This is a genomic window from Streptomyces sp. NPDC046900, assembly GCF_040644975.1.
In the GTDB taxonomy this organism is placed as follows: Bacteria; Actinomycetota; Actinomycetes; order Streptomycetales; family Streptomycetaceae; genus Streptomyces.
Genome location: NZ_JBEYXD010000022.1, coordinates 26,078 through 40,635, shown reverse-complemented (window position 1 = coordinate 40,635; position 14,558 = coordinate 26,078). Strand labels below are relative to the sequence as shown.

Genomic DNA, 14,558 nt, shown 5'->3' with positions numbered 1-14,558 from the left:
GCACTGTGGTCTGTGGACGTTCAGGCGGGTGTCCGTCAAAGCGGATCGAGTCCGGTCTCGGGCCGGTTGCATCAGGAAGACACCCTGATGGCGCCCGGGCCCAGGACCGGCTCCACTTCGGAGCCGGCGACCTCGTGCCCGCAGGAGCAGCGCAGCTCGACATGAACGGGGCCGCCGCAGCCGGAGTGCTGCAGCACTACGGGCGCGCCCGCTTCTTCGCCCAGATGGGTGTCGCCGTACTGGAGGAGGGCGGCCAACACCCACTGCAGGTCGTGTGCCTGAGTCGTCAGGTGGTACTCCTGGCGGGCGCGTTGCCCCGTCTCCTGATAACTCCGGCGTTCCAGGAGGCCGGCGTCGACCAGCTGTCGAAGGCGTTCGGTCAGGACACGCCGGGAGACCCCGAGGTGGTCGGCGATCTCGTCGAAGCGGTGAAGCCCGGCAAAGACCTCGCGCAGGATGAGCAGAGTCCATCGCTCGCCGACCAGGGCCAGGGTTGCCGCGACGCTGCAGTTGCCCAGATCAAGTTCTTGCCACTCCATGACGCCAGCATACTCCAGGGTTGCCATCTGGAACTCAGCCTTGACGCCACCTAGGTTCCGGATTAAGACTTAGCGTATCGAGCCGGACCCAAGGGTTCCGTCTGTGTCGTCAGCGGCCTGTTTGACTCGGTGGATCGGCTGTCCACCCCTGACGAGCCGGTCGATCCGTCGCTACGCCTCTCCACCGTGCGTGCACCACCGGCTGAGATCCGGTGCAGGCCGGAACACTTTCTTGTCCACCACCGCTTCAGCCCCACATATGGAGGAAGCATGTCGCACAACCAGGCGATCGTGGATGCCTGCCGACGAGCCTATTCCGGATTCGAGAAGAACGATTCATCCGATCTGGTGACCCTGATGTCACCCGACGTGATCTTCCACTTCCCCACATCTCTGCCCTACGGCGGTACGTTCCGCGGCCGCGAAGGCTTTGTCGCCTTCTACCAGGACCTTTTCGATCATTACTACGAGTATTTCAACTACGACGCGCACGCGGTGCTCGACGCCGGGACGCACGTGGTCGTCCCTGTCACGGCCAGGGCGAAGGCGAAGAACGGCCGCACCATGGAGAACGAACACTGCCTGCTGTTCACCGTCTCCGACGGGCTGATCACGGAGGCGCGGCTGTACGCGGACACCGCCAAGGGGCGCGACGTGATCGAGGGCCTCGAGGTTTTCCCCTCGGCAGCTTCCTGAGTGCTGAATCGGAACGAACAGTGAACGTGGTGCTCTGCGCCGACTATGGCGGGAATCGTTTTCCGGCTCAGCCAGTCGGATTCGTCGAGTACTTGCTCTCGACCAACGGAAAGACATGCGAATGACTCTGGGATACAGCACAGTGGGCAGCGGGGCGACCAAGGTCATCTGGGCGCATTCGTGGCTGGCCGGCCACGAAGGCTATGGCTGCATGATTCCCTTCCTCGACACCGAGCAGTTCACGTGGGTCTTCCCGGACTTCCGCGGGTACGGAAGGTCGAAGGAGTTGGCAGGTGACTTCTCTGTCTCCGAGATGGGGCGAGATCTCATCGATCTCACCGACACCCTGGGATGGGACGAGTTCCATCTCGTCGGGCACTCCATGGGCGGCCAGGCCGCGCAGTGGGTGTCCGGACAGCCGGAAGTCCGGGACCGCCTGAGCAGTCTGGTGTTGCTGTGCGCGGTTCCCAGCCGCGCCTTCCCTCTCGATGCAGACGGCTCGCGGTTCTTCGGGGCGGCCATCGACGACCTCGACGCACGGGCCGCGGTCATCTCCGCAGTGACCGGTGGGCGTCTGGGGACAGGCTTCGTGCGCCACGTGAACGAACTGTCCCGTAAGACCGCCGATCGTGCGGCCATGCGCGCCTACCTCCGGACCTGGACTCAGGACGACGTGTCCGAGCAGGTCAAGGGGTACGAGCGACCCGTGCTTGTACTCACCGGGCGGCACGACTCCGTTCTGACAGCCGCCGTGGCGGAAGAGCAGATCGTTCCGCAGTACACCGACGTGCGCAGTCTTGTCCTCGACGGCGCGGCCCACCTGCCCCCCATGGAAACCCCAGCCCGCACCTTGGCGCTGATCGCGGAACACATCCTCAGACGGCCGTGAAACCGAGCAGTTGATGAGCCGCATCGCCGCCAAGTGGGGCACACGGCCAGGTCGCGCACTGGGTCAGACCAGGTACCACTCCTGCGCCCCGGCACAAGTCCAACGCCACATCGTCTTCGGCGGAACACCGCCACGCACGTCCGAAGGGCCATCCACGTGATCATCAACTCCGACGAGCTGGATGCGCGGTCCGCGTACAAGCTCCTCATCGGGTCGGTCACGCCGCGCGCGATCGGCTGGGTGAGCACTCTGTCGTCGTCCGGCATCGCCAACCTGGCGCCGATCTCGTTCTTCACCGTAGTGAGCCGAAAGCCTCCGATGGTGTCACTGACCATCCAGCCGCGGTCGGACGGGGAGACCCTCAAGGACACCCTCGTCAACATTCGGGACACGGGGGAGTTCGTCACCAACCTGGTCACGCTTCCCCAGGCCCACCATATGCACCGCAGCGCCGCTGAGTTCGACAGCAGTTGCGACGAGTTCGACGAGGTCGGCCTGGTCAAAGAGACCTGCGAAGTCGTACAAGTGCCGCGGGTGAAGGAAGCACCGATTGCCTTCGAGTGCACGCTCGACCGCATCATTCCTGTCGGCGATGTACAGGATCACGTGGTCTGGGGCAAGGTCGTGCGGTTCCACATCAGAGACGACCTGTACACCGAAAACGGTCGGATCGACACCGGTGCCATCCCGACGGTCGGACGGCTCGCCGCTGAGTACACCCTGGCCGACAATGCATTCATCACCCCCCTCACCGAGGACGTACTCCGCGCACGAGCGGGCAGGCGAATGCACCGCATCGACGAACACCCAGACGGATGGTCGGCGGTGGACGGCGCCGACTGGTCCCCGTCCGGGGCCACCAAGGCATAACGAGGCCGCAACGTCTCCGCGCGCGGCCACCTGCCGGCGATCGCACGAGCCACTCCTCGGCAGGCGTGCCCGGTCGGCGGCACAACGCCCTTGTGATCACCAACAGTTCAAACCCGACACCGCACTCCTCGAGGGAGTACCCCATGCCCGTTTTCAACGCTCACATCCCCGCCAACCGCTACTCGCCGGAGCAGAAGCGCGCCCTTGCCGACGCGCTGAACCAGTCCTTGGTGCAGGGACTCGGTATCCCCGAGGGTGACCGTTTCATCATGATCAGCGAACACGGTGACGGCGAACTGTTCCTGGACCCGACTTTCATGGGCATGCAGCGCAGCAGCGACGCCATGATCATCACGGTACTTCTCGGGGCGCACCGTCCTCTGGAGGACAAGCGAGCAGTGGCCGCGGCCATCAACAGGTTGGTGGTCGAGGCGCTCGGCGTCTCGCCCGACGACATCTTCATCGCGCTGATTCCCGTCCCGAACGAGAACTTCTCCTTCGGCAGGGGCGAACTCCAACTTTCCGAAGGTTCGCCTCGCTGGTGAGTTCCGTCTTGCGAGGCGACGCGATGGGCGTGCTGAGGCCTCTCGAGCCGGATTCAGGCGGTGGGCGCACGGGTCCGCTCGTCCAATGCGGGATCGCGCGCACCACCAGGTCCGTAGGCCGATCCAGATGTAGCCGCAGATGTGCGCAGTGTCGGGACCGCACGGCTCCTGCCTGCTCGGCCTGTATTCCCGTTTCCGGCCACGGCACTCGTCTCAAGGTCCGTTGCCGATCTTGATCACGACTGGCGTTCCCGCACCTTCAGGTGGCGTGGAAGGCGTTGGGTTGGTGTGGGCAGCCGGCGTCAGTGTGGCGTGATCGCCGAGAAGTCTTGTACGAAGCGGGTCAAGAGGCGAGCCAGGGCGGCTCGGTCCTCGGCAGTCCACCCGGCCGTGGCTTCGGTGATGATGCCGCGGCGAAATCTCCGCATCCCTGCGAGCACGTCCCGTCCTTCGGAAGTGAGGGCCAGCAACGACCTGCGGCCGTCGTGCTGGTCGGCCTCACGTCGCAGTAGCCCGGCCTCGAGTGCCTGAGAGGCGAGTCGGCTCGACCTGGGCTGATCGACGCCAAGCAGGGCCGCCGCCTCGGTAACGGTCAGTGCCAAGCCCTGCCCCTCGCCCGCTTCGATCGCGTCGAGCAACTCGAAGACCGCGTCGGGCAGCCCGGCGTGAGGGCCGACGTGCTCGCCGCGGCGCTCCGCCAGCCGCGCCAGTGCACGGCGCTGCCGGCTGCGGCGCAAGGCGACCACGGCCGTCTCAATGTCTGCCACGTCCGTATTCGGCTTGCCCACAACAATCCCTCCATGCATAGTTTGAGACAAGTGCATGTAATTCTACATGCGTTCTTGGAGGGTTCGTGGAAGCGCCCAAGCCCATCGGCTACTGGCTCAAGCATCTGCACAACCTGCTGGAGAAGCAGTTCGACGCGACCCTCGCCGACGTCGGTCTCGGACGCCGGCACTGGCAGATCCTCAACACCCTCGCTCGCGGGCACGCCACGCGCGACGTACTCATGGAGGCCCTGGCCCCCTTCTGGACACAGGACGAGCCCGACCTGGACAAGGTCCTGGAGGATGTCGCGGCGCGTGGCTGGACCCGTCCCGGTCTGCCGGTCGAGGCGAACCTCCTCGCGCTCACCGACGAGGGTCGCGCCGTTCACGCGGACATCGCGGCACGTGTTGAGACAACTCGCGCAGCGGTGCTGAAGGGCCTGACCGTCGAGCAGTACACCGAAACCGTACGGATCCTGTCGGTCATGGCAGGCAACATCGAAGCGGATCCCGCCGCCCGGTAGCGCCACGACCGGGATTCGGCGGCGTTCGGCGGTCAGGCCGTGACCTGGACTGCCCGGGCAGCCCCAACGGATGCCGCCACGAACACGATCGCCGCCAACGTCTCCCGGTCGCCGACACGACGGCGGCCGCCACCTTGCGGACGTCGCAGCACCGTCTCTGAAACTACCCGCCTTAACAGCTTCCACAGTTCATCGGGCACCAGGCGTTCGACAAGACCATCCACATCGAGCCCAACGCGTCAGCCAGCTGGGCTGCGAATCGAGTCGTGATCAAGCTGCCTGCTACATAAGCCGGTGGCGGTCGCCTGCGGCGACTCGCGTGAGATCATCCGTCCATGAGCAGCGACCTGGAAGTGAGTGCTCTGGCGATCAATGTCACGATCCCGCAAGCGCTCCGCTGGACGGACACTCGACGCGGTGAAGCGTTCACGCTGACCACACTCAACGTCCGGCTTCTCCCAGACGGTCACCTCGCCGTAAAGGCCTATGGTCGCCCAGTCGGAGGTGGTCGGGGCGCATACGTCTCGTTCCCAGTCCCCGACAGACCCGAACTGGCGGCCCTGGTCGCCGAAGCTGCCAGCCATGCCGGGGGATTGTGGGCCGCGCATCGTGGTCTCGGCTGAACCCAGCTCGACTCGATGGCGGATGGTGGCAGTCCCGGATTTCGCCCTCGCGGCGCGGCCGGGGAGGGTAGATCTTCTTGGGTGACGCGAGTGCAACTGACCGACGCCGAGTGGGAGTTCATCGGGCCTACCTGCCTATCGGAGAGTACGGTCCGTACCCCGAGCGGCTGCGGCAGCAGTTCGAGCGCGTGATTTGGCGGTTCAGGACGGGCGGACAGTGGCGGGAGATGCCGCAGGAGTTCGGTGCCTGGTCGACCGTGCACAACCGTTTTCGGCAGTGGCGTGACGCATGCGGCCTCCCGCCCACCGAGGGTCCAGGCATGCCAGGCCGATCTCGTCGAACCGGTGGATCACATCCCGGACGGTGTCGTCGTCGGCCTGCGCCAACTGCGCAATCACCGGTACCCGGTTGCCGCCGGCCGAAGCCAGCAGCAGCATCATCGTGCGCCGGTAGCGCACCGAACTGGTGCTGCCCCGGCGGACGATCTGCTGCAGCTTCTGCCCCTCCTGGTCGGTCCACCTGCGCACACGGACAAGCTCAGCCACCACACCCCAGCAGTCGGAGCGGACGTCACCGTGCATGCAACCGCCCGGACGACCGCCCCGGCGAACCTTCCCGGTCAGAGGACTAGTGGCAGGGAGTTGACCCCCGCTGGTCACCGCTTCGTGGGTGAGGTCACTCGGGTGAGTCTTCACTCCACTCGCTCTCGAACTCCCGGGCGGAGGTGAGGCCGTTGACAAAGGAGCGGAAGTCCGGCGCGAGGGCCAGTTCCGAGTTGTCGTCCGCATCGAACCAGACAACGGACGGTTCTCCGTGTCGGCCGCAGGTCCGGTAGTCGAGCCCGATCCAGTAGTGCCCGTCACCCGAGACCAGCACCACGGCCGTGGGCAGGCCCCATTCTTCGACCAGGTACGGGCTGTCGAGCATGGACACCGTTCCCTCGCGGTGACCGATGCCCATCACGCTGTCGAACGGGACGTGGTCGGCACTCCATGAGGTCGGTCGGCTTGTGGGGAAGGCATCCCGGCTGTCGCTGACCTGGCCACCGTTCTGTTTGCGGAGCAGGTCCAACAGCGAGTCGGGAAGCGTGACGACCAACAGCCGCTCGGCCTCCCTGACCGCCTGGTCGGTCAGAGGCGGCTGCACCCCGTAGTCGCTGCTGGTGTCCCAGAAGGAGGGCTGACGATCCTCAAAGCATGCCATGACCGGCATCGTAGGAGCCGGGCTCGACAGTTCACCGTCCGGCCTCGGCCGGACGAGGACAATCCTCACGTGGCTGAACGTGTGCGGGTCCGGGACATTAATGACGACGAGATGGCTGCGCTGGAATGATGCGTATGGTCGCGGAACGTGCCACTGAGCTTGTGACGAGACCGCCGACGCTCGGGTACTTGGCTTGGTAGGCGGAGTCGATCGCGTCGTGCGGCCCGTTCTCGTCGAGGGCCTGCAGGAGGACGTCGCGAGCGACATCACCCACCCTGATCCGCCCACGACCGTGTTCTCGTGACGCTTGGTACCAGCCCGACCGGGCTCCTCGGTAGGCACGGAGGTAGAGCTCGCCTCCTACCAGGACCATGCCGACCTCCACGGCCAGGTGGCCGCCGTCTGCGGCGCTGAGGATGAGAGAGCCTGAAGTGGAGAGCACTGACAGCTCCTCAGGCGTCCAGGTGCTCACTGGTTCCGGCCTTCCACCAGGCCCCCGCTCGACTGCTCGGCCGTCCAGGAGGTCAGGATGCGCAGAGCATCGTGCGACGGGCTGCCAGTCTCGGCGGTGAGGACCATGAGCCGTTGCCCCGAGCCGTCCGGGCTGCTCCATGTGTCACAGTCAAGCGTGAGATCACCGACCAGCCGATGCTGGTAGTGCTTGGTGCCATAGCTGGCCGTGTTGACGCGATGCTCGGCCCACCACGTGCGGAAGTCGGCGTCGTGGACGGACAGTTCGGCGACAAGGCGGACTAGCTCAGGGTCGTCGGGGTCTGCGGCTGCCTCCATGCGCAGAGCGGCGACGGCATCGCGGGCGTCATGGTCCCACTGCCGATGCATGCTTCGTATGACCGGGTCCGTGAACAGCAGGCTCACATAGTTGCGTCGCTGGGCCGGAATACGCGAGAAGTCGATGTACAGAGCCGTGGCGGCAAAGTTCCAGGCCAGGATGTCCATTCGTTTGCCCAGAACGATGGCGGGGGTTGCCGTGAGCTGGTCGAGCAGGCGTCGCATGGCGGGCCGCACGCGCTGCGCGGTCCGCCGCCGACGCGGCTGGGCGTCGGCCTTGCCGGCGAGCTCGTACAGGTATTTCTGTTGGTCGTCATCCAGACGCAGAGCACGGGCGAGGGTGGCGAGCACCGATGCGGACGCTCGGACACGGCCCTGCTCCAACCGCGTGTAGTAGTCGACGCTGATCGCCGCGAGCTGGGCGACCTCCTCTCGGCGCAGTCCCGTGACCTTGCGGGGAGAGTCCGTCGCGGGCAGCCCGAACTCGTCTGGCGCCAGTTGCGCTCGGCGAGCCTTCAGGAAAGCTCCGAGCTCGCGGGGGTCGGGTGCCGAATTCATGCTCCTCATTGTCACCCGAGCAGCACAGGAGTGAGGGGGGCAGGTCTTTTCCCAGGCAGGAACTCGCCGCTTTTGCGCGCCTGGGAGTGCGCCGACCGTGGAGATGTACCCGGCACAGTGCCGGGCCCGGACAGCCCACCGCTGCGGTGTGGCCCTGCCGGGACAACACAGACGGAGAACCCCGTGGCGAAGACCAATGTCACCTTCGACAGCGCCGGCATCCCGCTCGCCGGTCACCTCTACCTCCCCGACACCCCGGAACAGGGCCCACGACCGGCGATCGTCGTCGGCCACCCCGGCAGCAGTGTGAAGGAGCAGACCGCCGGCCTGTACGCGCAGCGTCTGGCTGAAAGGGGCTTCGTCGCGCTCGCTTTCGACGCGGCCTACCAGGGTGAGAGCGGCGGCGAGCCCCGCGGTCTGGAGGATCCCGCCCACCGCGTCGAGGACCTCAAGGCCGCCGTCTCCTTCCTCACCGTCCGTAGCGAAGTTGATACGGAACGCATCGGCGCGCTGGGCATCTGCGCCTCAGGTGGCTATGTGCTCCCCGCCACCGCGAGCGATCACCGCATCAAGGCCGTCGGCATGGTCAGCGCTGCCGACATCGCCCGCCAGTTCCGCCTGGGTGCCGACGGGACACAGGACCCTGCCGTCTTCCAGGGCATGCTGGATGCTGCGGCCCAGGCCCGCACCACCGAGGCCAGGGACCAGAAGCCGCCGACCCTCACTCTCTTCCCCGACACCGCTGAACAGGCCCGCGTGCTGGGCGGAGAGCACGGCGCCGAGGGCTTCGAGTACTACCGCACTCCGCGTGCCCAGCACCCCCGCTCGGCGAGCTTCTTCACCTGGAGCAGCATCGACAAGATGGCGACATTCGACGCGTTCGCTTCGGTCCCGCTGATCGGGCAACGGCCGCTGCTCATGATCGTCGGGACCCGCGCCGTCACATCGTGGATGAGTGTCGAAGCGTTCCAGCGCGCCATAGGGCCCAAGGAGATCCACTGGATCGACGGCGCCAGCCATGTCGACCTCTACGACAAGAAGGAGTACGTGGACCCCGCTGTGGACGTACTTGCCGACTTCTTCGCCAAGCACCTGGGGCAAGCGGTCTAGAGGGCCGATGAAGATCCTGGAGAGGGAGCCCGGCTGTCAGGTGTGGGGGCGGGCGAGGTTGATCGGTCCGGACACTGGCGCGCTCCACCGGGACGCCATGCGCCACGACCGTTCCACGGTGTGAGGGTCAAGGTGGGGCACGTGATCGGGTCCCACCCAAAGACCAGTACCAGGCGGCTATACACCACACGTATACATCGCGTGTATAGTGCCGTGGCGTGACCACCATCACCGCGTCCCGCCGCGACGCCCCCGTCATCGTCCTCATCGCAACCACGGCGTTCGGGCTGCTGCTCGGCGGGGCAACGTACGGCCTGCACGGTACGACACCTCTGTTGGATCGGGCGACCAACTCGGTGTCCACCTGGATCATCTGGACCGCGGTGGCCGGCGCGCTGATCCGGGCCCGGCCACTCGCCGTCTGGGGCGGGGCCTTGATGATGGTCGGAACCTGCGTCGGCTACTACGCGGCGTCCGCGCTCGGGGACACATTCGGCACCGGAGGGCTCGGAACCGCCGCCGTATGGTCGGTGGCGGGGCTGGCCGGAGGGCCGCTGCTGGGGTGGGCCGGGTGGACCGTACGGCGTGGCCGGGGAGCGGCGCGAGCAGTCGCCGGGGCGGCCATCGCGATGGTGGTGCTGGGGGAGGGGCTCTGGCTGGGACTGGCGCTCCACTACTGGGGAGAGGCGACCGTCTTCCTGGCCATCGGAGCGCTGCTCACCGCTCTCCTTACCGTTTACCTGGCGCGTGCCGGAGCGCAGCGCTACTGGCTGTGCGCGCTGCTTGCTCCTGTGGCAGGTCTCGCTTTCTACCTTGCTGAGCGCGGCATCCTCGACGGCTTGCTCGGTTCGGTGTAGTTCCGTCCAACTCCGAAGTGCCGGACGTGCCGCCACTTTCACGGCTCCGTGGAGCCGAGCGCTGATCGGCGCATCGCCGCGCGCTGTCCCAGCCGCGAGGGACCAGGCCGGCGAACCACGCATCGGGCGGTGACGCTGTGCCGAACGGGCAGGGCCGCCCCCGAAGTCGCCGCACTCATGGCGCACGCTCCTGTTGCGACGGATGGTCGGCGCGATGGTGCTGCCGGGGAGACCCGGACTGTCAGGGAAATCCGAACTGTCCCGAGGGGCAGCCGTGGAGATGTGGTCCCGAATACAGTGGATCACCAACACTCAGGCTTCTGCACCATGTGGCACGGCTGGCACACTGCTCCCCGTGCCCAAGGACCTTCGGATCGGGCTGCTCGGGGCAGCCGCCATCGCGCCGAGCGCGCTGATCAAGCCGGCGCGGCAGACGCCGCGCGTCACCGTGACCGCCGTCGCGGCACGCGACCGGACGCGCGCGGAGGCGTTCGCCCGCAAGCACGGCGTTCCTGTCGTCCACGCCGACTATGACGCCCTGCTCGCCGATCCGCAGGTGGACGCTGTTTACGTGCCTCTGCCCAATGGTCTGCACGCCGAATGGACACTGAAAGCTCTTCAGGCCGGCAAGCATGTGCTGTGTGAGAAGCCGTTCACCGCGAACCGCGCCGAAGCCGAGCGCGTCGCGGACGCCGCCGACGCCGCCTTCGCGCGCAGCGGCTTGGTGGTGATGGAGGCATTCCACTACCGCCACCACGCGCTTGCCGAACGGATGCGCGAGGTCGTGACCGGCGGGGAGCTGGGAGAGCTGCACCGCGTCGAAGCCGATGTCTGCTTCCCTCTGCCACGGTTCAGCGACATCCGGTACAACTACGCGCTTGCGGGCGGAGCGACGATGGACGCAGGCTGCTACGCCGTGCATGTCGCCCGGCTGCTCGGGAACGGTGAGCCAGCGGTTACTTCGGCACGGATGCTGACACTGCGCAAGGACACGCGCATCGACCGCGCCATGAGTGCCGAGCTCGCCTTCCCCGGCGGGGTGACCGGGCGCATTCGCGCGTCAATGTGGTCGCGCCGTGTGTTGTCGATCCGGGCCCGCGCGGTCGGGACGGACGGCGAGATGAACGTGACCAACTTCCTGATGCCCCAGCTCTACCACCAGTTGACGATCCGTACGTCGCGCGGTGCGGAAGGGCACGTTGTACGGCGAGAACGCGTACCTCGGAATCCGTCGAGCTACGCCTGCCAACTGGAGGCGTTCGCCTCCGCGGTCCTCGATGGCGGACCGGTCATTACGCCTGCCAGGGACGCTGTGGCGAACATGAGCGTCCTCGACAGCATCTACCGCGCCTGCGGGCTACCGCTGCGCGGCGAGATGAAAGACGAAGCCGCGGCTTAAGACGCCATCTCATTTGGCGTATTGGGTAGCCTCCTGGCGCGGGAATCGTGGAGCGGCTGGTTCCGGACGAGTTGTGGGAGCTGTTCCAGCGGGTGGTGCCGAAAGCGCCTACCCGACCGCAGGGAGGCGGCCGGCGCCGACACGGTGACCGGGAGGTGCTGGCTGCGATCGCGTTCGTGGCCACGTCGGGCTGCACGTGGCAGTAACTGCCGTCCGCCTCGTTCGGGCCGTCGGGAGCGACGGCTCACCGGTGCTTCGCCGAGTGGACGAAGGCCAGGGTCTGGGCCAAGTTTCACCGTCTGGTCCTCGACGGGCTCGGCGCCCGCGGTGAGCTGGACTGGTCCCGCTGCGCGATCGACTCGGTGAACACGCGGTCCCTGAAAAGGGGGACCTGACAGGCCCGAATCCTGGCGACCGGGGCAAGTACGGCTCGAAGATCCACTTGATCACCGAGCGCGCTCTGCGCTCGTAGCGGCGGTGCAGTCGGCGGCATCCGGCAAGCCAGAACATCGTGCGTTCCACGGTCCAACGGTGCCGGCCCAGGCGGGTCGAGGACTCGATGCCCTTGCGGGCAATGCGATGTGTGATGCCCCGCTGGGCGGCCGTGACGTGCGGCCGCCTCATCGATCACCGCTCTGACCTGCTGCTGAGCTGTCGGCAGTTGTCGACGTTGGTCATCGTTGAGCGCCCTTCCACGGCCCCAGGACGGCCCAGGAGGGCGCTCATGTGTTGGGAGGTTACACCGCCTTGTAAGGGCGGAGGGTGGGACGAACCGCACGGTCCAGCGCCCTGCCGCCGCCAGGCCCGTCGAGAGGTGGCTTTGCGTCTCCAGTAGGGCCAGCACATCCTCCAGTGGATCCATGAGCACCTCCTCTGGACGATGGCTGAAGAAGTCTGGACGACGAGTTATACAGCGTCCAGCGGTGCGGTCCTACGGTGAGTGGCGTACGTGACGTTGCACCTCAGGGAAGACTGCCCGTGGACGCCGAATCCCGACTCACCACCCCCTTCCACTCCCACGCCACGGCCGCCGAGGTGATCGACGGTGTGGACCTCACCGGACGCCGCGCCGTGGTCACCGGCGGCGCCTCTGGTATCGGTACCGAAACGGTCCGTGCCCTCGCCCTCGTCGGCGCGGAGGTCACCGTGGCCACTCGTCGTCCGGAGACCGCCGAGCCGCTGGTCCGTGAACTCGCCGCAGCCCCTGGTGCCGGATCCGTGCGGGCCGAGGCGCTCGACCTGGCGGACATCGACTCCGCCCTGGCCTTCGCGCGGGCGTGGCGCGGCCCGCTGGACATCCTCGTGGCCAACGCCGGGATCATGGCGCTTCCCACGCGACAGGTCAGCGCAGAGGGCTGGGAGCTGCAGCTCGCCACCTCGTGGACGGCACCGTCGCCGAGTGCAACTGGGTCGGCGACCGGGACCGGGCCAGGGCCTCGCGCCCGACCGTGCTCAATTCACAAACACGCAAGGCCCCTGCTCGCGTAGGTGACGTAATTGCGACACTGCTATTCGTGGACTATCTCGCGGCCTGGATAATACATTTAAAGCGTCTCGCCATGATCGAGAGGCAGTTGCAACCGGCACGCCAAACACCTCTAGCTAGTGAATGGAAATTCGTGAGCGTAGACAGGATTTTTCTGATCGCGTGCGTAGTTATGTCAACTGTGCTGGCCGTGAGGAGGATGCGGCGGCGGACCCGACAATATAGGGCGCTTGTTGCGAAGCGGCAATCGGCCGTGCGACGGGATGAGACGTAGGCCTAGCGCATAGAGGCTGAAGCTGAAGTGCGCGCGGCTGTGCTGTTCGCAGTCCAGACTGACCCCGACGGCTTTCACATTTTCCTCCTTCATGTATCTTCCCGTTTACGTGTAATTCTCTCTGTCAAACTTAGGAGCCTTGCGTGAACCTCGACTTCAGTGGCCATCCACTCTTCTCCTGGTATGTCATTCTACTTCTGCTCAGCGGTGTGGTCATGCTTGCGATGGCCGCGGTGAAGGTGGAGAGCCAAAGCGTCGGCTGGCGTATCTTCAACGCTCTATTGGGTCTGGGGTTCGCGGGTTACGGAATCTATTTGGGGTTCATATTCCAGGGTGGGACGTACATCGTCTTCTTCAAAGTTTTCATCGTTCCGGCACTCGTGATCATCAATTTCATCCGTTCCACGAGTGGGCGCCGCAAGGCCGCTGCGGCTGGTGGCCAGACCGTCGGACGGCACCGCTAAGTGATGTCTCCTCGATGATCACAGAGGATCGCAACTTCATGATCGCTATGGCCTGTGCCTGTTCCGCAGCCGAGGTCCTCCACCGCGCCTATCCGAGCGCGACTTCTAAATTGTCAGAATGCCGCTGGGGCGCCGGACTGCCGGATCCCTCTTCGCGCGCTGCGGCGTGTCCGACCAGCCCGCTCCGGAATGCTGATGGAGACATCTGCTCGTGCGCGCAGCACTCAACGCGGCGGGCCAGTTCGACATCCTGTCCGAGTAGTGCCGGCCCCCTGGTCATGCTTGGTCGCACAGCGCGTTGAGCCGCTCTGCGATCCGGTCCACTCGTGACTCGTCCTCGCTGCGCAGTCCGTACACGCCGGTGAGCTCCACCAGACTCCCGTCGAACAGGATGGCCATCGGGCACTCCAACAGGCCGGGCCCGGGGAAGCTCTGCACCACAACCAGGTCGTCCCACGGCACGAACCGCGTGCGCCATAGCCCATGGCTGCGAATACCTTCGGGGGAGACCCGGACCCGCATCGCGACCGCCCGCCAGGTCAGCGATGCCCACGCCACCGCCAAGGCCCCATAAAGCCAGGGCCTTATCACCCCTGGCGAACCCACGACCCCGCCCAAGCCCGTCAAGGCCAGCGGCTGAAACGACAGCGCCGCGAGCGCACTTGTCCACGGAATCCTGATGGTTTCCTGCACATCCCCCATGTACCGCCGCAGACAACGCCCTGCAACAGTTGCGACGTCACCTCTAACAGGGCTCTAACAGGACACCGTAGTCGGCGCAGCGACTTTGACCGGGAGTTTCAATGACCCGGTCAAGCGCCCCAGCCTGGGCTTGGAGCACTAGTTTGGAAGACGGCGTATGCGGCCCCTTGCTTACCTGCCAAGACTCCGACCCGGGACAAAGAGCAACTGGGCCCGTCGTTTCCCGTGGCTCCCCGCTGTGTCCTTTCGGAACGGGCACCCA

Annotated in this window: 16 protein-coding genes and 6 pseudogenes; 13 read left to right on the top strand and 9 right to left on the bottom strand. The window is 66.1% G+C overall.

The window, feature by feature from the left end; genetic code table 11:
- Positions 1–71: 71 nt before the first annotated feature.
- Positions 72–539 (bottom strand): helix-turn-helix domain-containing protein, encoded by a 468-nt coding sequence (locus tag ABZ904_RS22365; protein WP_359407789.1) that lies wholly within the window; start codon positions 537–539, stop codon positions 72–74.
- A 270-nt stretch (positions 540–809) separates the two neighbouring features.
- Here ABZ904_RS22365 and ABZ904_RS22360 point away from each other — a divergent pair, with 270 nt between their 5' ends.
- The 4 genes from ABZ904_RS22360 to ABZ904_RS22345 all read left to right on the top strand — a co-directional run bounded on the left by ABZ904_RS22360 (position 810) and on the right by ABZ904_RS22345 (position 3,539).
- On the top strand, positions 810–1,235 hold the full coding sequence (locus ABZ904_RS22360; RefSeq protein WP_359407787.1) for a nuclear transport factor 2 family protein: 426 nt from the start codon (positions 810–812) through the stop codon (positions 1,233–1,235).
- A gap of 121 nt (positions 1,236–1,356) precedes the next feature.
- Positions 1,357–2,124, top strand: a complete 768-nt coding sequence (locus tag ABZ904_RS22355; protein WP_359407784.1) for an alpha/beta hydrolase — start codon at positions 1,357–1,359, stop codon at positions 2,122–2,124.
- Positions 2,125–2,280: 156 nt separating this feature from the next.
- Positions 2,281–2,994 carry a flavin reductase family protein gene (locus ABZ904_RS22350; protein ID WP_359407781.1) on the top strand — a complete coding sequence of 238 codons (714 nt, stop codon included), beginning with the start codon at positions 2,281–2,283 and terminating at the stop codon, positions 2,992–2,994.
- A gap of 143 nt (positions 2,995–3,137) precedes the next feature.
- Entirely contained in the window at positions 3,138–3,539 is a 402-nt protein-coding gene (locus tag ABZ904_RS22345; RefSeq protein WP_359407778.1) for a tautomerase family protein, read from the top strand.
- Between the two features lie 302 nt (positions 3,540–3,841).
- Here the strand turns inward: ABZ904_RS22345 and ABZ904_RS22340 are convergent, their stop codons facing one another.
- Positions 3,842–4,306 (bottom strand): MarR family winged helix-turn-helix transcriptional regulator, encoded by a 465-nt coding sequence (locus ABZ904_RS22340; protein WP_360997030.1) that lies wholly within the window; start codon positions 4,304–4,306, stop codon positions 3,842–3,844.
- A gap of 86 nt (positions 4,307–4,392) precedes the next feature.
- Between ABZ904_RS22340 and ABZ904_RS22335 the strand changes: the two genes are divergently transcribed.
- Positions 4,393–4,830 (top strand): MarR family winged helix-turn-helix transcriptional regulator, encoded by a 438-nt coding sequence (locus ABZ904_RS22335; RefSeq protein WP_360997032.1) that lies wholly within the window; start codon positions 4,393–4,395, stop codon positions 4,828–4,830.
- Between the two features lie 68 nt (positions 4,831–4,898).
- Here the strand turns inward: ABZ904_RS22335 and ABZ904_RS22330 are convergent.
- Positions 4,899–5,054: pseudogene (locus ABZ904_RS22330) on the bottom strand (IS5/IS1182 family transposase); the annotation flags it as partial.
- A 111-nt stretch (positions 5,055–5,165) separates the two neighbouring features.
- Here ABZ904_RS22330 and ABZ904_RS22325 point away from each other — a divergent pair.
- Both ABZ904_RS22325 and ABZ904_RS22320 read left to right on the top strand, forming a co-directional pair.
- A complete protein-coding gene (locus ABZ904_RS22325) occupies positions 5,166–5,453 on the top strand; it encodes a hypothetical protein (protein WP_359407769.1) in 288 nt (95 codons plus the stop codon).
- Positions 5,454–5,534: 81 nt separating this feature from the next.
- Positions 5,535–5,743, top strand: a pseudogene (locus ABZ904_RS22320) (transposase); the annotation flags it as partial.
- Between the two features lies 1 nt (position 5,744).
- On the opposite strand, the pseudogene ABZ904_RS22315 reads toward ABZ904_RS22320, so the two are convergent.
- From ABZ904_RS22315 to ABZ904_RS22300, 4 genes and pseudogenes are all read right to left on the bottom strand, one after another.
- Positions 5,745–5,999: pseudogene (locus tag ABZ904_RS22315) on the bottom strand (helix-turn-helix domain-containing protein); the annotation flags it as partial.
- 130 nt (positions 6,000–6,129) lie between these two features.
- On the bottom strand, positions 6,130–6,657 hold the full coding sequence (locus tag ABZ904_RS22310) for an SMI1/KNR4 family protein (protein ID WP_359407766.1): 528 nt from the start codon (positions 6,655–6,657) through the stop codon (positions 6,130–6,132).
- A 97-nt stretch (positions 6,658–6,754) separates the two neighbouring features.
- The gene (locus ABZ904_RS22305; RefSeq protein ID WP_359407845.1) at positions 6,755–7,042 is read right to left on the bottom strand and encodes a DUF2255 family protein; all 288 of its coding nucleotides are present in this window, start codon (positions 7,040–7,042) and stop codon (positions 6,755–6,757) included.
- An 83-nt stretch (positions 7,043–7,125) separates the two neighbouring features.
- Positions 7,126–8,004, bottom strand: coding sequence for a helix-turn-helix transcriptional regulator (locus ABZ904_RS22300; RefSeq protein ID WP_360997039.1), 879 nt, complete (start codon positions 8,002–8,004; stop codon positions 7,126–7,128).
- Between the two features lie 183 nt (positions 8,005–8,187).
- On the opposite strand from ABZ904_RS22300, the gene ABZ904_RS22295 reads away from it, so the two are divergent.
- The 4 genes and pseudogenes from ABZ904_RS22295 to ABZ904_RS22280 all read left to right on the top strand — a co-directional run.
- Positions 8,188–9,114 (top strand): alpha/beta hydrolase, encoded by a 927-nt coding sequence (locus tag ABZ904_RS22295; RefSeq protein ID WP_361825224.1) that lies wholly within the window; start codon positions 8,188–8,190, stop codon positions 9,112–9,114.
- A gap of 218 nt (positions 9,115–9,332) precedes the next feature.
- Positions 9,333–9,971, top strand: coding sequence for a DUF6518 family protein (locus ABZ904_RS22290; RefSeq protein WP_361825222.1), 639 nt, complete (start codon positions 9,333–9,335; stop codon positions 9,969–9,971).
- 355 nt (positions 9,972–10,326) lie between these two features.
- Positions 10,327–11,370, top strand: a complete 1,044-nt coding sequence (locus tag ABZ904_RS22285; protein WP_361825220.1) for a Gfo/Idh/MocA family oxidoreductase — start codon at positions 10,327–10,329, stop codon at positions 11,368–11,370.
- Positions 11,371–11,414: 44 nt separating this feature from the next.
- Positions 11,415–11,827 (top strand): annotated as a pseudogene (locus tag ABZ904_RS22280) (transposase); the annotation flags it as partial.
- Here the strand turns inward: ABZ904_RS22280 and ABZ904_RS22275 are convergent.
- Positions 11,827–11,964: pseudogene (locus ABZ904_RS22275) on the bottom strand (IS5/IS1182 family transposase); the annotation flags it as partial. The pseudogenes ABZ904_RS22280 and ABZ904_RS22275 overlap by 1 nt on opposite strands.
- Before the next feature lie 453 nt (positions 11,965–12,417).
- Between ABZ904_RS22275 and ABZ904_RS22270 the strand changes: the two are divergent.
- Together ABZ904_RS22270 and ABZ904_RS22265 are read left to right on the top strand one after the other, a co-directional pair.
- Positions 12,418–12,753 (top strand): annotated as a pseudogene (locus tag ABZ904_RS22270) (SDR family NAD(P)-dependent oxidoreductase); the annotation flags it as partial.
- A gap of 520 nt (positions 12,754–13,273) precedes the next feature.
- Positions 13,274–13,594 (top strand): hypothetical protein, encoded by a 321-nt coding sequence (locus ABZ904_RS22265; RefSeq protein WP_361825218.1) that lies wholly within the window; start codon positions 13,274–13,276, stop codon positions 13,592–13,594.
- A 276-nt stretch (positions 13,595–13,870) separates the two neighbouring features.
- On the opposite strand, the gene ABZ904_RS22260 is transcribed toward ABZ904_RS22265, so the two are convergent.
- Entirely contained in the window at positions 13,871–14,152 is a 282-nt protein-coding gene (locus tag ABZ904_RS22260) for a PH domain-containing protein (protein WP_361825216.1), read from the bottom strand.
- Positions 14,153–14,558 lie beyond the last annotated feature (406 nt).